This is a genomic window from Pseudomonas sp. P5_B3 (assembly GCF_056400405.1).
In genome coordinates this window covers 28,971-49,216 of sequence record NZ_JBFULI010000029.1, presented here as the reverse complement: position 1 = coordinate 49,216, position 20,246 = coordinate 28,971, and the positions used below count along the sequence as shown (strand labels likewise).

Below are 20,246 nucleotides of genomic sequence, written 5' to 3'. Positions count from 1 at the left end.
ATCGCGAGCAAGCTCGCTCCCACAGGTTTTGTGAACACCGCAAATCCAATGTGGGAGCGAGCTTGCTCGCGATGACGGCATTACGCCTTACGCAAAATCAAGCGTCGCGAAACAACCACGGCTGGCTAGCCCGGTGCTTGGCCTCAAACGTCGCAATCGCCTCATGGTCCTGCAACGTCAGGCCGATATCGTCCAGGCCGTTGAGCAGGCAATGCTTGCGGAACGCGTCGATTTCAAAGCTCAGCACCTTGCCGTCAGGGCGGGTCACGGTCTGGGCTTGCAGATCGACCTGCAACTGATAACCCGGATTGGCCTCGACCTGCTGGAACAGTTCGTCGACTTCGGCATCGCTCAGGATGATCGGCAGCAAGCCGTTCTTGAAACTGTTGTTGAAGAAGATGTCGGCGTAGCTCGGCGCGATGATGCTGCGGAAACCGTATTCCTCCAGCGCCCACGGCGCGTGTTCACGGCTGGAGCCGCAACCGAAGTTTTCGCGGGCCAACAGTACGCTGGCGCCTTGATAACGCTCGGCGTTAAGGACGAAGTCCTTGTTCAGCGGACGCTTGGAGTTGTCCTGGTAAGGCTGGCCCACATCCAGGTAACGCCATTCATCGAACAGGTTCGGGCCAAAACCCGTGCGCTTGATCGACTTCAGGAATTGCTTCGGAATGATCTGGTCGGTGTCGACGTTGGCACGATCCAAAGGCGCGACAAGTCCAGTGTGCTGGGTAAAAGCTTTCATGCTGTGCTCCTTTAGATCAATTCACGGACGTCGATGAAACGACCGTTCACAGCGGCTGCGGCGGCCATGGCCGGGCTGACGAGGTGAGTACGACCACCAGCGCCCTGACGACCTTCGAAGTTACGGTTGGAGGTCGAAGCGCAGTGCTCGCCGGACTCCAAACGGTCCGGGTTCATCGCCAGACACATCGAGCAACCCGGCTCGCGCCATTCGAAACCAGCCTCGAGGAAAATCTTGTCCAGGCCTTCCGATTCAGCCTGGGCCTTCACCAGGCCCGAGCCCGGCACGACGATGGCCTGCTTGATGGTCGAGGCCACTTTGCGGCCCTTGGCGATCACGGCCGCCGCACGCAGGTCTTCGATCCGCGAGTTGGTGCAGGAACCGATGAACACGCGGTCGAGCTGAATGTCGGTGATCGCCTGGTTGGCGGTCAAACCCATGTATTTCAAGGCACGGACGATGGAGTCGCGCTTGACCAAGTCCATTTCCTTCGCAGGATCCGGCACGTTCTGATCCACCGCCAACACCATCTCAGGCGAAGTGCCCCAGCTGACTTGCGGCTTGATCTGGGTGGCATCGAGCTCGACAACAGTATCGAACTTGGCGTCGGCGTCAGACACCAGGTCTTTCCAGGCTTCGACGGCCAGATCCCATTCCGCGCCTTTCGGTGCGAAAGGACGACCCTTGACGTATTCCACGGTTTTTTCGTCAGCCGCTACCAGGCCCACACGAGCGCCGGCTTCGATGGACATGTTGCAGATGGTCATGCGGCCTTCCACGGACAAGTCGCGAATCGCACTGCCGGCGAATTCGATGGCGTGGCCGTTACCGCCGGCGGTGCCGATCTTGCCGATCACGGCGAGCACGATGTCCTTGGCGGTCACGCCGAACGGCAATTGGCCTTCGACCCGTACCAGCATGTTTTTCATTTTCTTGGCGACCAGGCACTGGGTGGCGAGCACATGCTCGACCTCGGAAGTACCGATACCGTGCGCCAATGCGCCGAATGCGCCGTGGGTCGAGGTGTGGGAGTCGCCGCAGACCACGGTCATGCCCGGCAAGGTCGCGCCCTGCTCCGGGCCGATGACGTGGACGATGCCCTGGCGAACGTCGTTCATCTTGAACTCGACGATGCCGTATTCATCGCAGTTGTCGTCGAGGGTCTGCACTTGCAGACGCGAGACCTGGTCAACGATGGCGTCGATGCCGCCCTTGCGCTCCGGCGTGGTCGGTACGTTGTGGTCCGGGGTCGCGATGTTGGCATCGATGCGCCATGGCTTGCGCCCGGCCAGACGCAGGCCTTCGAAGGCTTGCGGCGAGGTCACTTCGTGGATGATGTGACGATCGATGTAGATCAGCGCAGAGCCATCGTCGCGCTGCTTGACCAAATGCGAATCCCAGAGCTTGTCGTAGAGCGTTTTGCCGGCCATCAGACGGTTCCTCATCAGCTTGTTTCTATGCCCCGGGTCTTGAAGTGCTCAATAACCCTCTGGCTTGTGAGGCTGATCCTATGGGGTTACATTAAATAACTCAAATTCATATTTTTTATGCTTTGGATAACCAACTGGAATACAACCATGGACCTGGCCAACCTCAATGCCTTTATAGCCATCGCCGAAACCGGCAGCTTCTCCGGCGCCGGCGAACGGCTGCACCTGACCCAGCCGGCCATCAGCAAACGCATCGCCGGGCTGGAGCAGCAATTGAAGGTGCGGCTGTTCGATCGCCTGGGTCGTGAAGTGGGCCTGACCGAAGCCGGGCGCGCCCTGCTGCCGCGGGCCTACCAGATTCTGAATGTTCTCGATGATACGCGCCGCGCCCTGACCAACCTCACAGGCGAGGTGACCGGTCGTCTGACCCTGGCCACCAGTCACCACATCGGCCTGCACCGCTTGCCGCCTTTATTAAGGGAGTTCACCCGACGTTATCCCGAGGTGGCGCTGGATATTCAGTTCCTCGATTCGGAAGTGGCCTACGAGGAAATTCTCCATGGCCGCGCCGAACTGGCGGTCATCACCCTGGCACCGGAACCCCATGCGCTGGTCAAGGCCACCCCGGTGTGGGACGACCCGCTGGATTTCGTGGTCGCCCCGGAGCATTCGCTGCTCAATAGCGGCAAGGTCAGCCTGGCGGACATCGCCCGGCACCCGGCAGTATTCCCCGGCGGCAACACGTTTACCCACCACATCGTGCAACGGCTGTTTGAAGCCCAGGGCCTGACGCCAAACATCGCCATGAGCACCAACTATCTGGAAACCATCAAGATGATGGTCTCGATTGGCCTGGCCTGGAGCGTTTTGCCGCGCACCATGCTCGATGACCAGGTAGCACGCATACCTTTACCGGGCATACAGCTCACTCGCCAGCTAGGCTATATCCTGCACACGGAACGGACGCTGTCGAATGCTGCGCGGGCCTTCATGGCCTTGCTGGACGCTCAACTCGATCCGCCAGGGACTCAAGGCTAACTTGTGCTACTCCTATAGAGCCGAGAATTCCTGCAACAAAGGCCCAAACTCAGCCCAAGGCTTGCCAATGCCGAAATCTGTAGACCGTATTCCGCCGATGCCGCGAATTCAGGCACTTGATCCGAAAAGCTCCGAACAGAGCTGGGAAAGTGCCTCGCAATTACTGGCCGCGCTCAACGGTGCGCGCCTGGGCGCCTGGTATTGGGACATCGAGCGCGGGCAGATCAGCTGGTCCCGGGGCACGCAGGCGCTGTTCGGCTTCGACCCCCGCAAACCATTGCCATCGGATCTGGAATACCTCGACCTGCTGCCCCCGGAAGATCGCGCGAAAACCCTTCGCGCCTTCCACGCGGTCATTGCTGGCGCGCCACTGGAGCAAGCGATGCATCACCGCATCCGCTGGCCCGATGGCAGCCTGCACTGGCTGGAAATCAACGGCAGCCTGTTGCCGGACAAGCACGGCAGGCCACGGATGATCGGCGTAATCCGCGAGATTACCCACCAGCGTCAGCGCGAACAGGCGTTGAGCAGCTCGGAAAAACGCTTCGCCACACTGTTCCACCTGTGCCCGAACATGGTCCTGCTGACCCGCCAGGAGGACGGCCTGATCTCCGAAGCCAACCAGTATTTCGAAAGCCTGTTCGGTTGGCCGGTACAAAACGCGATCGGCCGCACCACCCTGGAACTGGGGTTGTGGGTGTATCCCGAGCAACGGGCCGATCTGGTCAAGGCCACCAAGGCCAAAGGCGACCTGGTAAGCATGGAAGTGCAGTTTCGCGCCAGCAATGGCCAGATCCATGACGGTATCCTCAGTGCGCAAAAAGTCGAGCTCGAAGGCCAGCCCTATCTACTGAGCACGTTCCTGGACACTACCGAACGCAAAGTCGCCGAACATGCCCTCAAGGACAGCCAGGAACGCCTCGACCTGGCCCTGGACTCCGCGCAGCTCGGCACCTGGGACTGGCACATTCCCAGCGGCATGCTCTACGGATCGGCACGGGCCGCCCAACTGCACGGCCTGGACGCCAAACCCTTTCACGAGTCCTTCGACGAGTTTTTCGAAGGCGTGCCCGGCAACGAACGCGACACCATGCGCGACGCTTACCGCAGCCTGCGTGAAGGCCCGGCCGGCAACTATCAATTGACCTACCGCGTGCAATTGCCCGACGGCAGCTCGCGCTACCTGGAAAGCCGCGCCCGCCTCTACCGCGATGACAACGGCGTGCCGGTGCGCATGGCCGGTACATTGCTCGACATCACTGACCAGGTGGAGCGCGAACAACGGCTGGTGGCCTCCGAAGAGAAATTCGCCACACTGTTCCAGGTCAGCCCCGATCCGATTTGCGTCACCCACCAGGACAGCGGCCAGTTCATTGAAATCAACTCCAGCTTCACCCAGACCTTCGGCTGGAGCACCGCCGATGTGATCGGCCGCAGCGCCGACGAAATAGGCCTGTGGGACGCTTCAGCGAAAAGTCTGCGACGGATCGAACAAGTGATCCGCGAACAAGGCCTGAACAACGTCGCCATACTCGTCCAGCACAAGGACGGACAGGTCCTGACCTGCGTGATTTCCAGCCGCCAGATCAGCGTCGGCGACCAGCCCTGCATCGTCACCACGCTGCGCGATATCACCCAGCAACAGCGCTCGGAAGCGGCGCTCAAGGCCAGTGAAGAGAAATTCGCCAAGGCGTTCCACTCCAGCCCCGACGCCATCACCATCACCGAGCGCGACACCGGACGCTATCTGGAGGTCAACGACGGTTTCTGCCGCCTGACCGGTTACCGCGCCGAAGAAGTGGTGGGCCGCACGGTGTATCAGGTGGGAATTTGGGCCGAAGAAAAACAACGCTCGGCGCTGCTCGCCGAATTGCAGATCAAGGGTCGGGTTCATCACCAGGAAATGCTCGGGCGCAACAAGCGCGGCGAACTGCTCACCGTCGAAGTCTCGGTGGAACCGATCACCCTCAATGAAACCGCCTGCCTGCTGTTGACCGCGCGGGACGTCAGCCTGCTGAAAAACGCCGAAGCGCAGATTCGCCATCTGGCCTACCACGACTCACTGACCAACCTGCCCAATCGGGCGCTGCTGATGGATCGGCTCAGTCAGCAAATTGCCCTGCTCAAACGCCACAATTTACGTGGTGCGCTGATGTTCCTCGACCTGGACCACTTCAAGCACATCAACGACTCCCTCGGGCATCCGGTGGGCGATACCGTGCTGAAAATCATCACCGCGCGCCTGGAGGCCAGCGTGCGCATGGAGGACACCGTTGCGCGTCTGGGCGGTGACGAATTCGTAATACTGCTCAGCGGTCTCGAAGGCTCGCGCAGCGAGGTCAGCGATCAGGTACGCGAACTGGCCGACACCATCCGCGAACTGCTGTCCGAACCGATGTTCCTCGACGGCCAGCGCCTGCAAGTGACGCCAAGCATCGGCATTGCGCTGATCCCCGATCACGGTTCGACCCCGACCGACCTGCTCAAGCGCGCCGACATCGCGCTCTATCGCGCCAAGGACTCGGGGCGCAATACCGCGCAGATGTTCCACAACACCATGCAGAAGGCCGCGAGCGAACGCCTGCGCATGGAAACCGACTTGCGCCTGGCGCTTTCCCGGGGTGAGTTTCGCGTGCATTACCAACCCCAGGTCGACGCCCGGGGCGACCGCATCGTCGGTGCAGAGGCCTTGGTGCGCTGGAATCATCCGGAGCTCGGCAGGCAGTCACCCACCGAGTTCATCAAGGTGCTGGAAGACAGCGGACTGATTCTGGAGGTCGGCACCTGGATCCTCGACGAAGCCTGCCAGGCCTTCAAACAACTGATCGACAAAGGCTTGATAGACCCTTACAAATTCAGCTTGTGCGTGAACATCAGCCCGCGCCAGTTCCGCCAGAACGACTTCGTCGAGCGCGTCGAAAACAGCCTGTCCAGCTATGGCCTGCCCTGCTCCCTGTTGAAACTGGAAATCACCGAAGGCATCGTCATCCAGAACCTGGAGGACACCATCAGCAAAATGCGCCGCCTGAAAAAACTCGGTGTGAGCTTCGCCATGGACGACTTCGGCACCGGCTATTCCTCGCTGACGTACCTCAAGCGCTTGCCGGTCGACACCCTGAAAATCGACCAGTCGTTCATCCGCGACGCCACCAGCGACCCGAACGACGCCGAGATCATCCGCGCCATCGTCGCCATGGCCCACAGCCTGGATTTGAAGGTGATTGCCGAAGGGGTCGAAACAGCGGAGCAGCTGGAGTTCTTACAGGGGCTGGAGTGCCATTTCTACCAAGGGTATTTGCACAGTCAGCCGTTGCCGGTGGAAGAGTTCCAAAAACTGCTGAAATAACACCACTCCTGTAGGAGCGAGCCTGCTCGCGATGCACGCGAACGATTACGCGTGCTGGCTGGAAAAATCCGGTTTCCTTCACATGAGTGCAAAAAAAGACCCCGACAAGTCGGGGTCTTTTTGTTTCGGCCGGCTACCTGATCAATCACACGACCCGGCTTCGGGCTCGGCTCAGTGTTGCAGAGCCTTCTTCTGCGTGCCGTTGATCGGGATGCGCTTGGCTTTCGCCTCTTCCGGTACCACCCGCAACAGGTCGATGCTCAACAGACCGTTGCTCAGGCCGGCAGCCTTGATCTCGATGTGGTCCGCCAGGCGGAAGGACAGTTTGAAGGCACGCTGCGCAATGCCCTGATACAGATAAGTGACGTCTTCGTTCGCGTCGCGTTTGCCGCCACTGATGGTCAGCACGCCTTTCTCGACTTCGAGCTCCAGATCTTCTTCCTGGAAACCTGCCGCGGCAATGACGATGCGGTATAGATCGTCGCCGTGTTTTTCCACGTTGTAAGGTGGATAGGTGCTGCCTGGCTCATTGCGCAAGGCGGTTTCGAACAGGTCGTTGAAACGATCGAAACCTACCGAGGAACGGAACAGTGGTGCCATCGAAAATGTAGTTGCCATGATTCAAATCTCCTGAAAACAATCAGCAAGGTTTTTTGTCTCCGCGACCCGAATTCGGCATCGCGTAATCCTTAGATAGGGACCGCTGATTGCATTTCAAGAGATTTTTTTCAGCTTTTTTTAAAAATTTCAGGCTGCTTCCGCCACGGGCAGACCCAGCAAATGCGAGACATTATCCAGCTCGGTCTCACGGCGCAGCACGGTGAACAGCTCTACCGCCTCGGGATAATTGCGGGTCAGCATCGCCAGCCATTGCTTCAAGCGACCCGGCGATTGACGCGGCGTCATCTGCGCTTTGGCTTGCAGCCAGAAGTCCTGGATCAGCGGCAGCAACTCGGCCCAGGTCATCTCGACCACCTCCTCCCCGGCCCGCGCTGCAGCGATCTGCCGGGCGAGATCCGGGCGCGAAACCAGGCCACGACCGAGCATGATGTCTTCAACGCCGCTGATCTCGCGGCAACGCCGCCAGTCTTCGACGCTCCAGATATCACCATTGGCGAACACCGGCACCTTGACCACATCCTGCACGCGAGGGATCCATTCCCAGTGCGCTGGCGGCTTGTAGCCATCCACCTTGGTCCGCGCGTGCACCACGATATGTTCCGCACCGCCTTCGGCCAGGGCCGTAGCGCACACCAGCGAACCGTCCGGGCTATCGAAGCCCAGGCGCATCTTGGCGGTCACCGGAATGTGCGCGGGGACGGCGCGGCGGACGTGCTCGACGATCTGGTTGAGCAGCTCGGGCTCCTTGAGCAGTACCGCACCACCACGGGATTTGTTGACGGTCTTGGCCGGGCAGCCGAAGTTCAGGTCGATCACTTCGGAACCCAGCTCGCAAGCCAGCGCGGCATTTTCCGCCAGGCACACCGGATCGGAACCGAGCAATTGCACACGCAGCGGCACACCGGAGGCAGTCCGGGCACCGTTGAGCAACTCCGGGCCGAACTTGTGGAAATAGGCAGGTGTCAGCAACTGGTCGTTGACCCGAATGAACTCGGTCACGCACCAGTCAATACCACCCACGCGGGTCAGCACATCGCGCAGGATGTCGTCGACCAACCCCTCCATGGGCGCCAAAGCAATTTGCATGAAAAACACACTCGAGGAAAAACGTGCGGCAGTTTACTGGATATCGCAAGCAAACTGCAGAACAACGCAGACCCTGTGGGAGCGAGCTTGCTCGCGATTCAGGCGACACGGTTTATCCGGCACACCGCATTATCGTTCATCGCGAGCAAGCTCGCTCCCACATTGAGTTAACGCCGGGCCATAGCCCTCGATGAACTCCGCCGGCATGCGCTTGGGTTTGCCGCTCGACAGCTCGATACAGACGAAGGTGGTTTGCGCGCGCAGCAAGGTCGAATTGTCGCTGGGTCGCTTCAACTGGAAATGCCGGGTCATTCTCAGGCGCTGATCCCAATCGACAATCCAGGTCGCCAACTGCAACTCATCGCCCTCATAGGCTGCCGCCTGGTAATCGATCTCGTGGCGCACCACCGCCATCGCCCGGTCCAGCCGCCGGTATTCGACCAGGTCCAGGCCCAGGCGCTGGGAGTGGCGCCAGGCACAGCGTTCGAGCCAGGTCACGTAGACCGCGTTGTTCGCGTGCCCCAACCCGTCTATGTCCTCGGCGTCCACTTGCAGATCAATGATAAATGGCGTTTCCCGATCCCAGCCCATGCCCCACTCCCGGTCATATCGATTCGACCGGGGCAGTGTAACGGATGCTCAAGCGGATTGGCGCGATTGCAGACGGCGACCGGCCAGCAGTGATAACACGCCATCAATCACCCGAGGGTCAGCCAGCACCCGCTGATGCCCACCTTCTTGCAGGCGCAGCAAACGGCTGTCGAACCAGGCTTCGTGGATCAGCTGAGACTCCTTGACCGAGACCATGCTGTCATCTTCGGCGTGGACGATCAGGCCGGGCATATCGAGTTGATAATGGGCGACATCCAGCGTCGCGGCGCGCATGCCGACGTCTTGCTCGACCTGGCGAATGAATGCCGAGCGGGCTTTCGGTGGCAGTCCGACGTAGCGGGCGAATCCACGCAACACACCAAGGATCCGCGCCGGGGCGGCGATGGTGACCAGGGTTTCCGTGCGCAGACCCAACTGCACCGCCAGCATGGCGCTGGCGCCCCCCATGGAGTGGCCGATGACCGCTTGCAATGGCGGCAATTCGGCGGCGGCTTCGAGCATGGCACGAGCAAAGAGCACCACATTCGCCTCGCTGCCCGGTGAGCGGCCGTGAGCCGGACCATCCAGGGCGACCACGGAGTAACCGGCATCGACCAACGCAGTGATCAGGCTGGCAAACTGCGTTGGCCGCCCTTCCCAACCGTGCATCAGCAATACGGCCGGGCCCTGCCCCCAACGTAACGCCGAGAGCCCGAAACGCAAGGTGATCCGCTCGGACTTCGCCAACAGCGGCAGCTCCCAGTCACGGGGCGGCAGATCTCGCGGTGTCATGAAGGCCAGTCGCATTTTGCTAGCGACCAGTTTCGGGGCAAACCAGCCCAAGGTGCCATTAACGCCACGAACCCACTTTAACGCGCTCATCGCATTCTCCTCAGGCCGCAGCCTTCAGGTCAACGCACTGCCGATTTGGCGGCACGCAGTAATCGATCGGACAACTCTCCCGGCCCCAGCGCCCGCGCCAGAGCCAGCCCACCCACCATCAAGGCCATGTCGGCCAGGGCTTTTTCGGTTTCTTCAGGACTGGCCGCCAACTGCGCAACCATCATTTCCACATGTTCATTCAGAGCGACACGAAACGCTTCCGGCAGCCGCCCCAGTTCGCCGACCGATGCCGGGATCGGACAGGCCGATTCGGAGGAATCACGGTGCTTGCGCGACAGGTAAAACGCTGCCACCAGAGTGCGGCGCTCTTCGCCGGTCAACTCCGCGTCCATGTCGGCAATCAGGTCGCGGCGGTGACCGAGCAATTGCTTGAACGCCTCCAGCATCATCGCGTCCTTGCTTTCGAAGTGTGCGTAGAAGCCGCCGACCGTCAGGCCCGCCGCGCCCATCACTTCGCCCACGCTTGGCTCGGCCGGGCCGCGCTGAATCAGCGCTGCGCTGGCGGCCTTGAGAATGCGTTCGCGGGTTTGAGCTTTTTTATCGTTCATCGTCGCCTCCGAATATTACGATTGAAATATTATTCTCATAATAAATTTTAGCAAGTCATGGGTGTGACCGCTGGTCTGAAGAACAGTTTTTTTGGAAATGGAGGAATTTGGCCAAACGCCAGACAAACAAAAGGGCCATTCAATAATTGAATGACCCTTATAAATCCCGCAGAGCGGGTAATCGTGGCGTCCCCTAGGGGACTCGAACCCCTGTTACCGCCGTGAAAGGGCGGTGTCCTAGGCCACTAGACGAAGGGGACACAAACCCTTCTATACAACTGATCAGTGCTGAGAGCTGATCGATTCAAGGCCGGTGTGGCCAGACCTTGAACTGTAAAATTGGTGGAGCTAAGCGGGATCGAACCGCTGACCTCCTGCATGCCATGCAGGCGCTCTCCCAGCTGAGCTATAGCCCCGGATTTTTCGCCTCGCGGCGGAGCGACATCTTGCAACATCGCTTCTGTAAAACTGGCGTCCCCTAGGGGACTCGAACCCCTGTTACCGCCGTGAAAGGGCGGTGTCCTAGGCCACTAGACGAAGGGGACGCAAACCCTTCCATACAACTGATCAACGCTGAGTGTTGATCGCTTCAAGGCCGGTGTGGCCAGACCTTGAAGTGTAAATTGGTGGAGCTAGACGGGATCGAACCGTCGACCTCTTGCATGCCATGCAAGCGCTCTCCCAGCTGAGCTATAGCCCCTCATCGTTGATGTCATCGCTGAGGACGGGGCGAATCTTAAGGGCGTATCGAAAGTCTGTCAAACTTATTTTTCAAAAAATTTAAAATTTTTTGCCGACATAACAATCACTTACCGCCCTCCCCCCGGAAAATTGGGGGTCTGAGGACCACTGCGCGCCCAACGACGGGCATGCACAATGGCCATCAGTCCTTCAGCAAGCGTGTCAGGCGATAGCGCCCAACAGCTTTTCCCACTCCTTGTTTTCTTTCTTCGACACGCCGCCCAGCAGGTCAATGGCCTGGCGCAGACGGAAACGGGTCAAGTCCGGCCCGAGGATTTCCATCGCATCGAGCACCGACACCGAGCTGGCCTGGCCAGTGATCGCAGCGAACATCAGCGGCATGGCATCACGCAGCTTCAACTCCAGGGATTCGACCACTGCCTGAATGGTCGCGGTGATGCTGTCCTTCTCCCACTGACGCAGGCTTTCGAGCTTCCACAGGATCAACTGCATCAACTGGCGGACCTGATCGCCCGACAGTTTCTTCGATTCGAACAGTTTGGCATCGGGGTTCACGCCACCGGCAAAGAAGAACCCGGCCAGCGGTGCCACCTGGCTGAAAGTTTCGACCCGGCCCTGCACGTGCGGCGCGATCTTCATCATGTACTCGGAATTGAACGCCCACTTCTGCACCCGTGCGGCGAACTCTTCCACCGGCAGGTCGCGCAGCCACTGGCCGTTGAGCCACGACAGCTTCTCGATGTCGAAGATCGGCCCGCCGAGGGACACGCGCTTGAGGTCGAAGTTGTCGACCATTTCCTGCAACGAGAACTTCTCGCGCTCGTCCGGCATCGACCAGCCCATGCGGCCCAGGTAGTTGAGCATCGCTTCGGGCATGAAGCCCATGCGCTCGTAGAACGTCACCGAAGTCGGGTTCTTGCGCTTGGACAGCTTGCTCTTGTCCGGGTTACGCAGCAGCGGCATGTAGCACAGCTCCGGTTGTTCCCAGCCGAAGTACTCGTAAAGCAGGATCAGCTTCGGCGCCGATGGCAGCCACTCTTCGCCGCGCAATACATGGGTGATGCCCATCAGGTGATCGTCGACCACGTTGGCCAGGAAGTACGTCGGCAGGCCGTCGGTCTTCATCAGGACTTGCATGTCCATACGGTCCCACGGGATTTCAACGTCGCCGCGCAGCATGTCCGGCACCACGCAGACGCCTTCGCTCGGTACTTTCATGCGGATAACGTGGGGCTCACCAGCCGCCAGGCGACGGGCGACTTCTTCCTTGGACAGCAGCAAGGCGCGGCCGTCGTAGCGCGGGGTTTCGCCACGGGCCATTTGCTCGGCGCGCATCTGGTCCAGTTCTTCGGCGGTGCAGAAGCACGGGAACGCATGGCCCAGGTCGACCAGTTGCTGGCAATACTTCTGATAAATATCGCCGCGCTCGCTTTGACGGTATGGACCGTGCGGGCCGCCGACGTCCGGGCCTTCGCTCCAGTCGATCCCCAGCCAGCGCAAGGCGTCGAAAATCTGCTGTTCGGACTCGCGGGTCGAACGCAGTTGGTCGGTGTCTTCGATCCGCAGGATGAACTCACCGCCGTGCTGCTTGGCAAAGCAGTAGTTGAACAAGGCGATGTAAGCGGTACCTACGTGGGGATCCCCGGTAGGCGATGGCGCGATGCGAGTGCGGACGGTGGTCATGGCATGTCTCGAAAAGAAAAAAAGCAAAGTTCAAACAAGGCGCGAATGGTAACAGGCGACACCCGCCCGGCTCCAGCGAACAGGGCATTTAAGCCAAGGTTGCGGCTGTAACGCCCGTATGCCGCGGATATCGGTCGATGGCATTTACCGTTTATCGGCTGTATGCCAGATTTGCCTGCTGATAACTTCTCTTACAATTTCTCAACTACAGTTTTCCCCATGCCTGCCCAACTCAAGCGTCGCCTCTTCACCTTCCTGCTGATGGTCCTGTTGATTGCAGGGGGCCTGTTTGCCCACTGGTTCTTCAAGGGGCGCTTTTATGAAAGCACCGACAACGCTTATGTCCAGGGCGAGATCACCCGTGTGTCGAGCCAATTGGGCGCGCGCATCGATCAGGTACTGGTGCAGGACAACCAGCATGTCGAGAAAGGCCAGTTGCTGATCAAACTCGAAGGCGACGACTTCCGCCTCGCTGTCGACCGCGCCAACGCAGCCCTGGCCACTCGCCAGGCCGAACGCCTGCAAGCCCAGAGCAAACTGACCCAGCAGGCCAGCCTGATTGCCGCCAGCGAAGCGCAAGTCGCGTCCAGCCAGGCCAGCCTGGGTCGCTCGCAGATCGATCTGACCCGCGCCGAGACCTTGCGCAAACCCGGCTATGTCTCGGAAGAACGGGTGACCACCCTCTCCGCCGAATCCCACATTGCCCGCTCGCAAGTGGCCAAGGCCCAGGCCGACGCGCAAAGTCAGCGCCAGCAGGTCAATGCACTGACCGCCGAGATCAAACGCCTCGACGCACAGATTGCCAACGCCGAAACCGATCTGGCCCAGGCTGAACTGAACCTCACCCGCAGCGAAATCCACGCCCCCATCAGCGGTCTGATCGGCCAGCGCGCTGCACGCAATGGCCAATACGTGCAGGCCGGCGCTTACCTGTTGTCGATCGTGCCCGATGAAGACATCTGGATTCAGGCCAATTTCAAGGAAACCCAGATCGGCCATATGCAGCCCGGCCAGAAAGCCGAGCTGACCTTCGACGCCTACAGCGACACGCCGATCGAAGCCCGGGTCGACAGCCTGTTCGCCGCATCGGGCGCGCAGTTCAGCCTGTTACCGCCGGATAACGCCACGGGCAACTTCACCAAGGTCGTACAACGGATTCCGGTAAAACTGACCTTCGCCGCGGACAACCCGCTGCGCGGCAAGATTCGTCCGGGCATGTCGGTGACCGCCAAGGTGAACATCAAGGACGCCCCTGAAGATGTCACCACCAAAGTGAGCAGCAAAGACGCCGCTGACAATGGCCGGTGATCAACTGATCCGCCCGGTCGGCGAACCGACCCGGCGGGACTGGATCGCGGTGATGAGCGTGATGCTCGGTGCCTTCATGGCGGTGCTCGACATCCAGATCACCAACTCCTCGCTCAAGGACATCCAGGGCGCGCTGTCGGCGACCCTGGAAGAAGGTTCGTGGATTTCCACCTCGTACCTGGTGGCGGAAATCATCATGATTCCGCTCACCGCCTGGCTGGTGCAGCTGCTGTCGGCGCGACGCCTGGCCGTGTGGGTGTCCCTCGGGTTTCTCGCGGCCTCCCTGCTCTGCTCCATGGCCTGGAGCCTGGAAAGCATGATCGTGTTCCGCGCCCTGCAAGGGTTTACCGGTGGCGCGCTGATTCCGCTGGCGTTCACCCTCACCCTGATCAAACTCCCGGAACACCACCGCGCCAAGGGCATGGCCATGTTCGCCATGACCGCCACCTTCGCCCCCTCCATCGGCCCGACCCTTGGCGGCTGGCTGACGGAAAACTGGGGCTGGGAATACATCTTCTACATCAACATCCCGCCCGGCCTGATCATGATTGCCGGCCTGATGTACGGCCTGGAGAAGAAAGAAGCCCACTGGGAATTGCTCAAAAGCACCGACTACGCCGGCATTCTCACCCTCGGCGTCGGGCTTGGTTGCTTGCAGGTATTCCTGGAGGAAGGCCATCGCAAGGACTGGCTGGAGTCGAACCTGATCGTGACCCTGGGCAGCATCGCGCTGGTCAGCCTGATCACCTTTGTGATCGTGCAGTTTTCCAAACCCAATCCACTGATCAATCTCGGCATCCTCGGCAACCGCAACTTCGGTTTATCCAGCATTTCCAGCGTCGGAATGGGGGTCGGGTTGTACGGTTCGATCTACCTGCTGCCGCTGTACCTGGCGCAGATCCAGAACTACAACGCCCTGCAGATCGGTGAAGTGATCATGTGGATGGGCATACCGCAGCTGTTTCTGATTCCGCTGGTGCCCAAACTGATGAAGTTCGTCTCGCCGAAATGGCTGTGCACGCTGGGCTTCGGACTATTCGGATTGGCGAGTTTCTCTTCGGGCGTGCTGAACCCGGACTTTGCCGGGCCACAGTTCAATCAGATCCAGATCATCCGCGCCCTGGGCCAGCCGCTGATCATGGTCACCATCTCGCTGATCGCTACCGCCTACATCCTGCCTCAGGATGCGGGATCGGCATCGAGCCTGTTCAACATCCTGCGCAACCTCGGCGGCGCCATCGGCATCGCCCTGCTCGCCACCCTGCTGGATGCGCGGACCAAGGTTTACTTTGACTACCTGCGTGAATCGATCGTGCCGAGCAATCCGCAGGTGGCCGAGCGCATTGCCTCGTTGACCGACCGACTGGGCAGTGAAACGGCGGCACTGGGCAAACTCAGCGAAATTGCGCATCAACAGGCGTCGATCATGGCCTATAACGATGCGTTTCATTTTGTCGGGATTGCGCTGGGGATCAGCATGCTGGCGGTGTTGCTGACCAGGAAATTGCCGGTGGGGTTGAAGGCTGGGGAAGCGCACTGAGACCGAGTTGCCCCAATCGCGAGCAGGCTCACTCCTACAGGGWTCAMWKTGAWCCCTGTAGGAGTGAGCCTGCTCGCGATGAGGCCAGTTCAGGCACTAAAGATCAAACAGTCAGTAGGCGCTCGCGCAACTTGGTAATCTCGTCGCGCATCTGCGCCGCTGCTTCAAACTCCAGATCACGCGCCAACGCATACATCTTCTCTTCCAGGGCCTTGATACGCTTGGCGATCTCGCCCGGCGAGCGCAATTCCGCTTCGTACCTGGCGTTTTCCTCGGCGGCCTTGGCCATGCCTTTGCGCTTCTTGCTGCGCGAACCGGGCACGGTGGCACCTTCCATGATGTCGGCAACGTCCTTGAACACGCCCTTCGGCGTGATGCCATTGGCCAGGTTGAACGCAATCTGCTTGTCGCGACGACGCTCGGTTTCGCCGATTGCCCGTTCCATGGAACCGGTAATGCGGTCCGCATAGAGAATCGCCCGGCCATTGAGGTTACGTGCCGCGCGGCCGATGGTCTGGATCAGCGAGCGCTCGGACCGCAGGAAGCCTTCCTTGTCGGCATCGAGGATCGCTACCAGCGAGACTTCCGGCATGTCCAGACCTTCGCGCAACAGGTTGATGCCCACCAGCACATCGAAGGTGCCCAGGCGCAGGTCGCGGATGATCTCGACCCGCTCCACGGTGTCGATGTCCGAGTGCAGGTAACGCACGCGCACGCCGTGGTCGGCCAGGTAATCGGTCAAATCCTCGGCCATGCGCTTGGTCAGCGTGGTGACCAGCACCCGCTCCTCGACTGCGACGCGCTTGGTAATTTCCGACAGCAAGTCGTCGACCTGGGTCAGTGCCGGGCGGATCTCGATTTGTGGGTCCACCAGCCCGGTCGGGCGCACCACCATGTCAATGACGCGCCCGGCGTGCTCGGCTTCATAGTTACCTGGCGTCGCCGAGACGAAAATCGTCTGCGGGCTGATGCTTTCCCACTCATCGAAACGCATTGGCCGGTTGTCCAGGGCCGAGGGCAGGCGGAAACCGTATTCGACCAGGGTCTCTTTACGCGAGCGGTCGCCCTTGTACATGGCACCGACCTGCGGAACGCTGACATGGGATTCGTCGATCACCAGCAAGGCATCGGCCGGCAGGTAATCGTAAAGGGTTGGTGGCGCCGCGCCGGCTTCGCGGCCGGACAGATAGCGCGAGTAGTTTTCGATGCCGTTGCAGTAACCCAGTTCGAGGATCATCTCCAGATCGAAACGGGTGCGCTGCTCCAGGCGCTGGGCTTCCACCAGTTTGTTGTTGGAGCGCAGGTATTCCAGGCGCTCCTGCAACTCGACCTTGATGCCTTCGACCGCGTCCATCAGGGTTTCCCGTGGCGTCACGTAGTGGCTCTTCGGGTAGAAGGTGAAACGCGGCAGTTTGCGAATGACTTCGCCGGTCAGCGGATCGAACGCCGACAGGCTTTCCACTTCATCGTCGAACAACTCGATGCGGATCGCCTCGAAATCGGATTCCGCCGGGTGGATATCGATCACATCGCCACGCACGCGGAAGGTCGCGCGGGCAAAATCCATGTCATTGCGGGTGTACTGCAGGTCGGCCAGGCGTCGCAGCAATTCGCGCTGATCGAGCCGGTCGCCGCGATCCACGTGCAACACCATCTTCAAATAGGTTTCCGGACTGCCCAGACCGTAGATGCAGGACACCGTGGTGACGATGATCGCGTCCTTGCGCTCGAGCAAGGCCTTGGTCGCCGACAGACGCATCTGTTCGATGTGATCGTTGATCGAGGCGTCTTTCTCGATGAAGGTGTCCGAGGACGGCACGTAGGCTTCCGGCTGGTAGTAGTCGTAGTAGGAAACGAAATACTCCACCGCGTTGTTCGGGAAGAACGCCTTGAACTCACCGTACAACTGCGCCGCCAGGGTCTTGTTCGGCGCCAGCACCAGGGTCGGGCGCTGCACCTGGGCAATGACGTTGGCGATGCTGAAGGTCTTGCCCGAGCCGGTCACACCGAGCAGCGTCTGGTGCGCCAGCCCGGCTTCGATACCCTCGACCATCAGGCGGATGGCTTCCGGCTGATCGCCGGCGGGCTCGAAACGGGTGACTAGCTGGAATTCAGACATGAAATACCTCTGGATCACTCTTGCCGGCAAAACCGGCACGAACGAGAAAGACCGCAAACGACCGATGTCGCCCGAGGAAAAAACTGGATTGTGCTCAATGTGGAGCCGATTGCCAGCGCTTTCAAGGCAAACGTCCTACATCCGGTAAAGTCTCCGACACGACCAATCGACTAACGGTCGAAAAATAATCGGAAAAACTTAACCGAAAAGCCGAATCGCCTGTCGCCAGCAATCGCCGATGGCCTCTATACTAGCTCCCCGTTTGTGCACCGCTCTAGTGCATTCGGCTGGAGCGCGACACGTCCCTCCACTCTCCATTCAGAGCCGCCGCAATAATGAGCCTGTTCTCCGCTGTCGAAATGGCACCACGCGATCCAATCCTGGGCCTCAACGAAGCATTCAACGCCGATACCCGGACCAACAAAGTCAACCTGGGGGTCGGTGTTTACTGCAACGAGGAGGGGCGAATTCCACTCCTGCGCGCCGTTGTCGAAGCCGAAACCATTCGCGCCGCTCAACACGTTTCCCGTGGCTACCTGCCAATCGACGGCATCGCCGCCTACGACCAGGCCGTGCAGAAATTGCTGTTCGGCAACGACTCGCCGCTGATCGCCGCTGGCCGCGTGATCACCACCCAGGCCGTTGGCGGTACAGGTGCTCTGAAAATCGGTGCCGATTTCCTCAAGCAACTGCTGCCGAACGCCGTTGTGGCAATCAGCGATCCGAGCTGGGAAAACCACCGCGCCCTGTTCGAAACCGCGGGTTTCCCGGTGCAGAACTACCGTTACTACGACGCCGCGACCCACGACGTGAATCGCACCGGCATGCTGGAAGACCTGAACGCGCTGCCAAACGGCTCGATCATTGTGCTGCACGCCTGCTGCCACAACCCGACTGGCGTGGACCTGAGCCCGGCCGACTGGAAAAACGTCCTGGAAGTCGTTAAAACCAAAGGCCACGTGCCGTTCCTCGACATGGCGTACCAAGGTTTCGGCGATGGCATCGACGAAGACGCCGCTGCCGTGCGTCTGTTCGCCGAGTCGGGCCTGACTTTCTTCGCTTCCAGCTCGTTCTCCAAGTCGTTCTCGCTGTACGGCGAGCGCGTAGGTGCCCTGTCGATCGTCAGCGAATCGAAAGAAGAAAGCGCGCGCGTGCTGTCGCAAGTCAAACGCGTAATCCGCACCAACTACTCCAACCCGCCGACCCACGGTGCCAGCGTTGTCGCTGCGGTGCTGAACAGCCCGGAACTGCGCGCCCAGTGGGAAGCCGAACTGGCCGAAATGCGCCTGCGCATCCGCGGCATGCGCACTCAGATGGTCGATCTGCTGGCACAAAAAGCGCCTCAACGCGACTTCAGCTTCGTCGGTCGTCAGTGCGGCATGTTCTCGTACTCCGGCTTGAGCGTTGAGCAGGTTCACCGCTTGCGCAACGAGTTCGGCATCTACGCCCTGGACACCGGCCGCATCTGCGTGGCCGCGCTGAACCAGAGCAATATCAAGGCCGTTACGGATGCCATCGTTCAGGTGATCTGAATCGCGTCGTGATACGAAAAACGGGAAGCCATTAGGCTTCCCGTTTTTTATTTGTCGCAGATAAATCTCAAAGCACGGGCTCAGCCCTCTAAACTCCACACAATCCAAAATGTGGGAGCGAGCCTGCTCGCGATAGCGATGTACCAGTCACCATTGATGGTGAATGTGCTGTTGCCATCGCGAGCAGGCTCGCTCCTACAGGTTTTGTGTACACCCTGGAATTCCTGCGAGAACCCACATGAAAAACGATGACCTTCGCGCTGACCGCGATGACCTGGATGACCTGGATCACTTCGTCCCGCGCGCCCCGACAAAACGCGGCAACAACCTGGTAATGCAAGTCGCTGCTGGCGTCTTTCTCGGTGGTCTGGCGCTATGGCTGGTGCAACTGGGCGCCACGGCGCTCTACGCCAAACTGATGCTTGGCACGATTACCTTCGGCGGTTAAGCCAGCTCGGTCGCACGCTGACTGACCGCATCGTCATAGGCGACGTAGAGCGATTCGGCGATCTGACTCTTGATCGCCTTGGTGCTTTCCAGCCCGAGGACGAAACCTTCCGCCTTGCCACCCGCGCGGCTCAATGCTTCAGCGGTGCCGGCCTGAGTGATGGCGTCGAACAACTTTTCGGCGTGGGGGCCGACACCTTTGGGCAGGCTGATCTGAGAGATGCTCATGGGTGCACCCCATGGTATCGAGGTGTGAGGGTCAAATGATTCATGGCGCATACCTTTTCGGCGAATGGCCGGCAGCGCGTGTCACCACTTCCGGGCGGCCATGGTAGACCTCTGGGGCGATCCTGGTAACCGCCAATCGCCGCTAAACCACCGCCCGTCCCGATGATTCGCTCCAATTGTTATTCGATGCTTGACTTCTCTTTTTGAATCATTAAGATACGCGCCATTCCGCGATAGCTCAGTTGGTAGAGCAAGTGACTGTTAATCACTGGGTCCCTGGTTCGAGTCCAGGTCGTGGAGCCAGACAAGGTTCCAGAGAAGGCTTTCAAAATCTCTGAAACCACCGAAAAACCCGCCTTCTCAGGCGGGTTTTTTCGTTTTG

Annotated in this window: 16 protein-coding genes and 5 tRNA genes; 7 read left to right on the top strand and 14 right to left on the bottom strand. The window is 59.9% G+C overall.

The window, feature by feature from the left end:
* Positions 1–97: 97 nt before the first annotated feature.
* Together leuD and leuC are read right to left on the bottom strand one after the other, a co-directional pair.
* Positions 98–742, bottom strand: a complete 645-nt coding sequence (gene leuD / locus AC1DRN_RS17950) for a 3-isopropylmalate dehydratase small subunit (protein ID WP_157711688.1) — start codon at positions 740–742, stop codon at positions 98–100.
* Between the two features lie 11 nt (positions 743–753).
* Positions 754–2,172 carry a 3-isopropylmalate dehydratase large subunit gene (gene leuC, locus AC1DRN_RS17945; protein ID WP_223457076.1) on the bottom strand — a complete coding sequence of 473 codons (1,419 nt, stop codon included), beginning with the start codon at positions 2,170–2,172 and terminating at the stop codon, positions 754–756.
* A 147-nt stretch (positions 2,173–2,319) separates the two neighbouring features.
* Between leuC and AC1DRN_RS17940 the strand changes: the two genes are divergently transcribed.
* Positions 2,320–3,210, top strand: coding sequence for a LysR family transcriptional regulator (locus AC1DRN_RS17940; protein WP_223457074.1), 891 nt, complete (start codon positions 2,320–2,322; stop codon positions 3,208–3,210).
* 67 nt (positions 3,211–3,277) lie between these two features.
* Entirely contained in the window at positions 3,278–6,556 is a 3,279-nt protein-coding gene (locus AC1DRN_RS17935; RefSeq protein WP_223457072.1) for a sensor domain-containing protein, read from the top strand.
* A gap of 171 nt (positions 6,557–6,727) precedes the next feature.
* Here the strand turns inward: AC1DRN_RS17935 and AC1DRN_RS17930 are convergent, their stop codons facing one another.
* The 10 genes from AC1DRN_RS17930 to gltX form a co-directional block, all read right to left on the bottom strand.
* Entirely contained in the window at positions 6,728–7,174 is a 447-nt protein-coding gene (locus tag AC1DRN_RS17930; RefSeq protein ID WP_223457069.1) for an Hsp20 family protein, read from the bottom strand.
* A 129-nt stretch (positions 7,175–7,303) separates the two neighbouring features.
* Entirely contained in the window at positions 7,304–8,263 is a 960-nt protein-coding gene (locus AC1DRN_RS17925; protein WP_108217793.1) for a tRNA dihydrouridine synthase, read from the bottom strand.
* Positions 8,264–8,392: 129 nt separating this feature from the next.
* Positions 8,393–8,854, bottom strand: coding sequence for an acyl-CoA thioesterase (locus AC1DRN_RS17920; RefSeq protein ID WP_223457067.1), 462 nt, complete (start codon positions 8,852–8,854; stop codon positions 8,393–8,395).
* 48 nt (positions 8,855–8,902) lie between these two features.
* Complete coding sequence (locus AC1DRN_RS17915; RefSeq protein ID WP_223457065.1) at positions 8,903–9,736, bottom strand: alpha/beta fold hydrolase; 834 nt, start codon at positions 9,734–9,736, stop codon at positions 8,903–8,905.
* Positions 9,737–9,765: 29 nt separating this feature from the next.
* Positions 9,766–10,305, bottom strand: coding sequence for a TetR/AcrR family transcriptional regulator (locus AC1DRN_RS17910; protein WP_223457063.1), 540 nt, complete (start codon positions 10,303–10,305; stop codon positions 9,766–9,768).
* A gap of 184 nt (positions 10,306–10,489) precedes the next feature.
* Positions 10,490–10,565: transfer RNA gene (locus tag AC1DRN_RS17905), tRNA-Glu, on the bottom strand.
* 80 nt (positions 10,566–10,645) lie between these two features.
* Positions 10,646–10,721: transfer RNA gene (locus AC1DRN_RS17900), tRNA-Ala, on the bottom strand.
* A 53-nt stretch (positions 10,722–10,774) separates the two neighbouring features.
* Positions 10,775–10,850: transfer RNA gene (locus tag AC1DRN_RS17895), tRNA-Glu, on the bottom strand.
* A 79-nt stretch (positions 10,851–10,929) separates the two neighbouring features.
* Positions 10,930–11,005: transfer RNA gene (locus AC1DRN_RS17890), tRNA-Ala, on the bottom strand.
* A gap of 203 nt (positions 11,006–11,208) precedes the next feature.
* The gene (gene gltX / locus AC1DRN_RS17885; RefSeq protein ID WP_223457061.1) at positions 11,209–12,690 is read right to left on the bottom strand and encodes a glutamate--tRNA ligase; all 1,482 of its coding nucleotides are present in this window, start codon (positions 12,688–12,690) and stop codon (positions 11,209–11,211) included.
* A gap of 219 nt (positions 12,691–12,909) precedes the next feature.
* On the opposite strand from gltX, the gene AC1DRN_RS17880 reads away from it, so the two are divergent.
* Together AC1DRN_RS17880 and AC1DRN_RS17875 are read left to right on the top strand one after the other, a co-directional pair.
* Complete coding sequence (locus AC1DRN_RS17880) at positions 12,910–13,998, top strand: HlyD family secretion protein (RefSeq protein WP_223457059.1); 1,089 nt, start codon at positions 12,910–12,912, stop codon at positions 13,996–13,998.
* Positions 13,988–15,538 (top strand): MDR family MFS transporter, encoded by a 1,551-nt coding sequence (locus tag AC1DRN_RS17875; RefSeq protein WP_263289519.1) that lies wholly within the window; start codon positions 13,988–13,990, stop codon positions 15,536–15,538. The genes AC1DRN_RS17880 and AC1DRN_RS17875 overlap by 11 nt, the downstream gene beginning before the upstream one ends.
* A gap of 103 nt (positions 15,539–15,641) precedes the next feature.
* Here the strand turns inward: AC1DRN_RS17875 and uvrB are convergent, their stop codons facing one another.
* Positions 15,642–17,657, bottom strand: a complete 2,016-nt coding sequence (gene uvrB / locus AC1DRN_RS17870; protein WP_223457057.1) for an excinuclease ABC subunit UvrB — start codon at positions 17,655–17,657, stop codon at positions 15,642–15,644.
* A gap of 335 nt (positions 17,658–17,992) precedes the next feature.
* On the opposite strand from uvrB, the gene AC1DRN_RS17865 reads away from it, so the two are divergent.
* Both AC1DRN_RS17865 and AC1DRN_RS17860 read left to right on the top strand, forming a co-directional pair.
* Positions 17,993–19,189, top strand: a complete 1,197-nt coding sequence (locus AC1DRN_RS17865; RefSeq protein WP_223457055.1) for an amino acid aminotransferase — start codon at positions 17,993–17,995, stop codon at positions 19,187–19,189.
* Positions 19,190–19,427: 238 nt separating this feature from the next.
* A complete protein-coding gene (locus tag AC1DRN_RS17860; RefSeq protein WP_223457053.1) occupies positions 19,428–19,637 on the top strand; it encodes a hypothetical protein in 210 nt (69 codons plus the stop codon).
* On the opposite strand, the gene AC1DRN_RS17855 is transcribed toward AC1DRN_RS17860, so the two are convergent.
* On the bottom strand, positions 19,634–19,864 hold the full coding sequence (locus AC1DRN_RS17855; RefSeq protein ID WP_223457051.1) for a hypothetical protein: 231 nt from the start codon (positions 19,862–19,864) through the stop codon (positions 19,634–19,636). The genes AC1DRN_RS17860 and AC1DRN_RS17855 overlap by 4 nt on opposite strands.
* 227 nt (positions 19,865–20,091) lie before the next feature.
* Here AC1DRN_RS17855 and AC1DRN_RS17850 point away from each other — a divergent pair.
* Positions 20,092–20,167: transfer RNA gene (locus AC1DRN_RS17850), tRNA-Asn, on the top strand.
* The last annotated feature ends 79 nt before the right edge of the window (positions 20,168–20,246 follow it).

Excerpts from the sequence above, each read along its gene's own strand:
- AC1DRN_RS17865 (WP_223457055.1), top strand. The coding sequence starts at position 17,993 with ATGAGCCTGTTCTCCGCTGTCGAAATGGCACCACGCGATCCAATCCTG.
- AC1DRN_RS17875 (WP_263289519.1), top strand. The coding sequence starts at position 13,988 with ATGGCCGGTGATCAACTGATCCGCCCGGTCGGCGAACCGACCCGGCGG.
- AC1DRN_RS17910 (WP_223457063.1), bottom strand. The coding sequence starts at position 10,305 with ATGAACGATAAAAAAGCTCAAACCCGCGAACGCATTCTCAAGGCCGCC.
- AC1DRN_RS17925 (WP_108217793.1), bottom strand. The coding sequence starts at position 8,263 with ATGCAAATTGCTTTGGCGCCCATGGAGGGGTTGGTCGACGACATCCTG.
- AC1DRN_RS17915 (WP_223457065.1), bottom strand. The coding sequence starts at position 9,736 with ATGAGCGCGTTAAAGTGGGTTCGTGGCGTTAATGGCACCTTGGGCTGG.
- AC1DRN_RS17880 (WP_223457059.1), top strand. The coding sequence starts at position 12,910 with ATGCCTGCCCAACTCAAGCGTCGCCTCTTCACCTTCCTGCTGATGGTC.
- AC1DRN_RS17860 (WP_223457053.1), top strand. The coding sequence starts at position 19,428 with ATGAAAAACGATGACCTTCGCGCTGACCGCGATGACCTGGATGACCTG.
- AC1DRN_RS17855 (WP_223457051.1), bottom strand. The coding sequence starts at position 19,864 with ATGAGCATCTCTCAGATCAGCCTGCCCAAAGGTGTCGGCCCCCACGCC.
- AC1DRN_RS17940 (WP_223457074.1), top strand. The coding sequence starts at position 2,320 with ATGGACCTGGCCAACCTCAATGCCTTTATAGCCATCGCCGAAACCGGC.
- AC1DRN_RS17930 (WP_223457069.1), bottom strand. The coding sequence starts at position 7,174 with ATGGCAACTACATTTTCGATGGCACCACTGTTCCGTTCCTCGGTAGGT.
- AC1DRN_RS17935 (WP_223457072.1), top strand. The coding sequence starts at position 3,278 with ATGCCGAAATCTGTAGACCGTATTCCGCCGATGCCGCGAATTCAGGCA.
- leuD (WP_157711688.1), bottom strand. The coding sequence starts at position 742 with ATGAAAGCTTTTACCCAGCACACTGGACTTGTCGCGCCTTTGGATCGT.
- AC1DRN_RS17920 (WP_223457067.1), bottom strand. The coding sequence starts at position 8,854 with ATGGGCTGGGATCGGGAAACGCCATTTATCATTGATCTGCAAGTGGAC.
- leuC (WP_223457076.1), bottom strand. The coding sequence starts at position 2,172 with ATGGCCGGCAAAACGCTCTACGACAAGCTCTGGGATTCGCATTTGGTC.
- uvrB (WP_223457057.1), bottom strand. The coding sequence starts at position 17,657 with ATGTCTGAATTCCAGCTAGTCACCCGTTTCGAGCCCGCCGGCGATCAG.
- gltX (WP_223457061.1), bottom strand. The coding sequence starts at position 12,690 with ATGACCACCGTCCGCACTCGCATCGCGCCATCGCCTACCGGGGATCCC.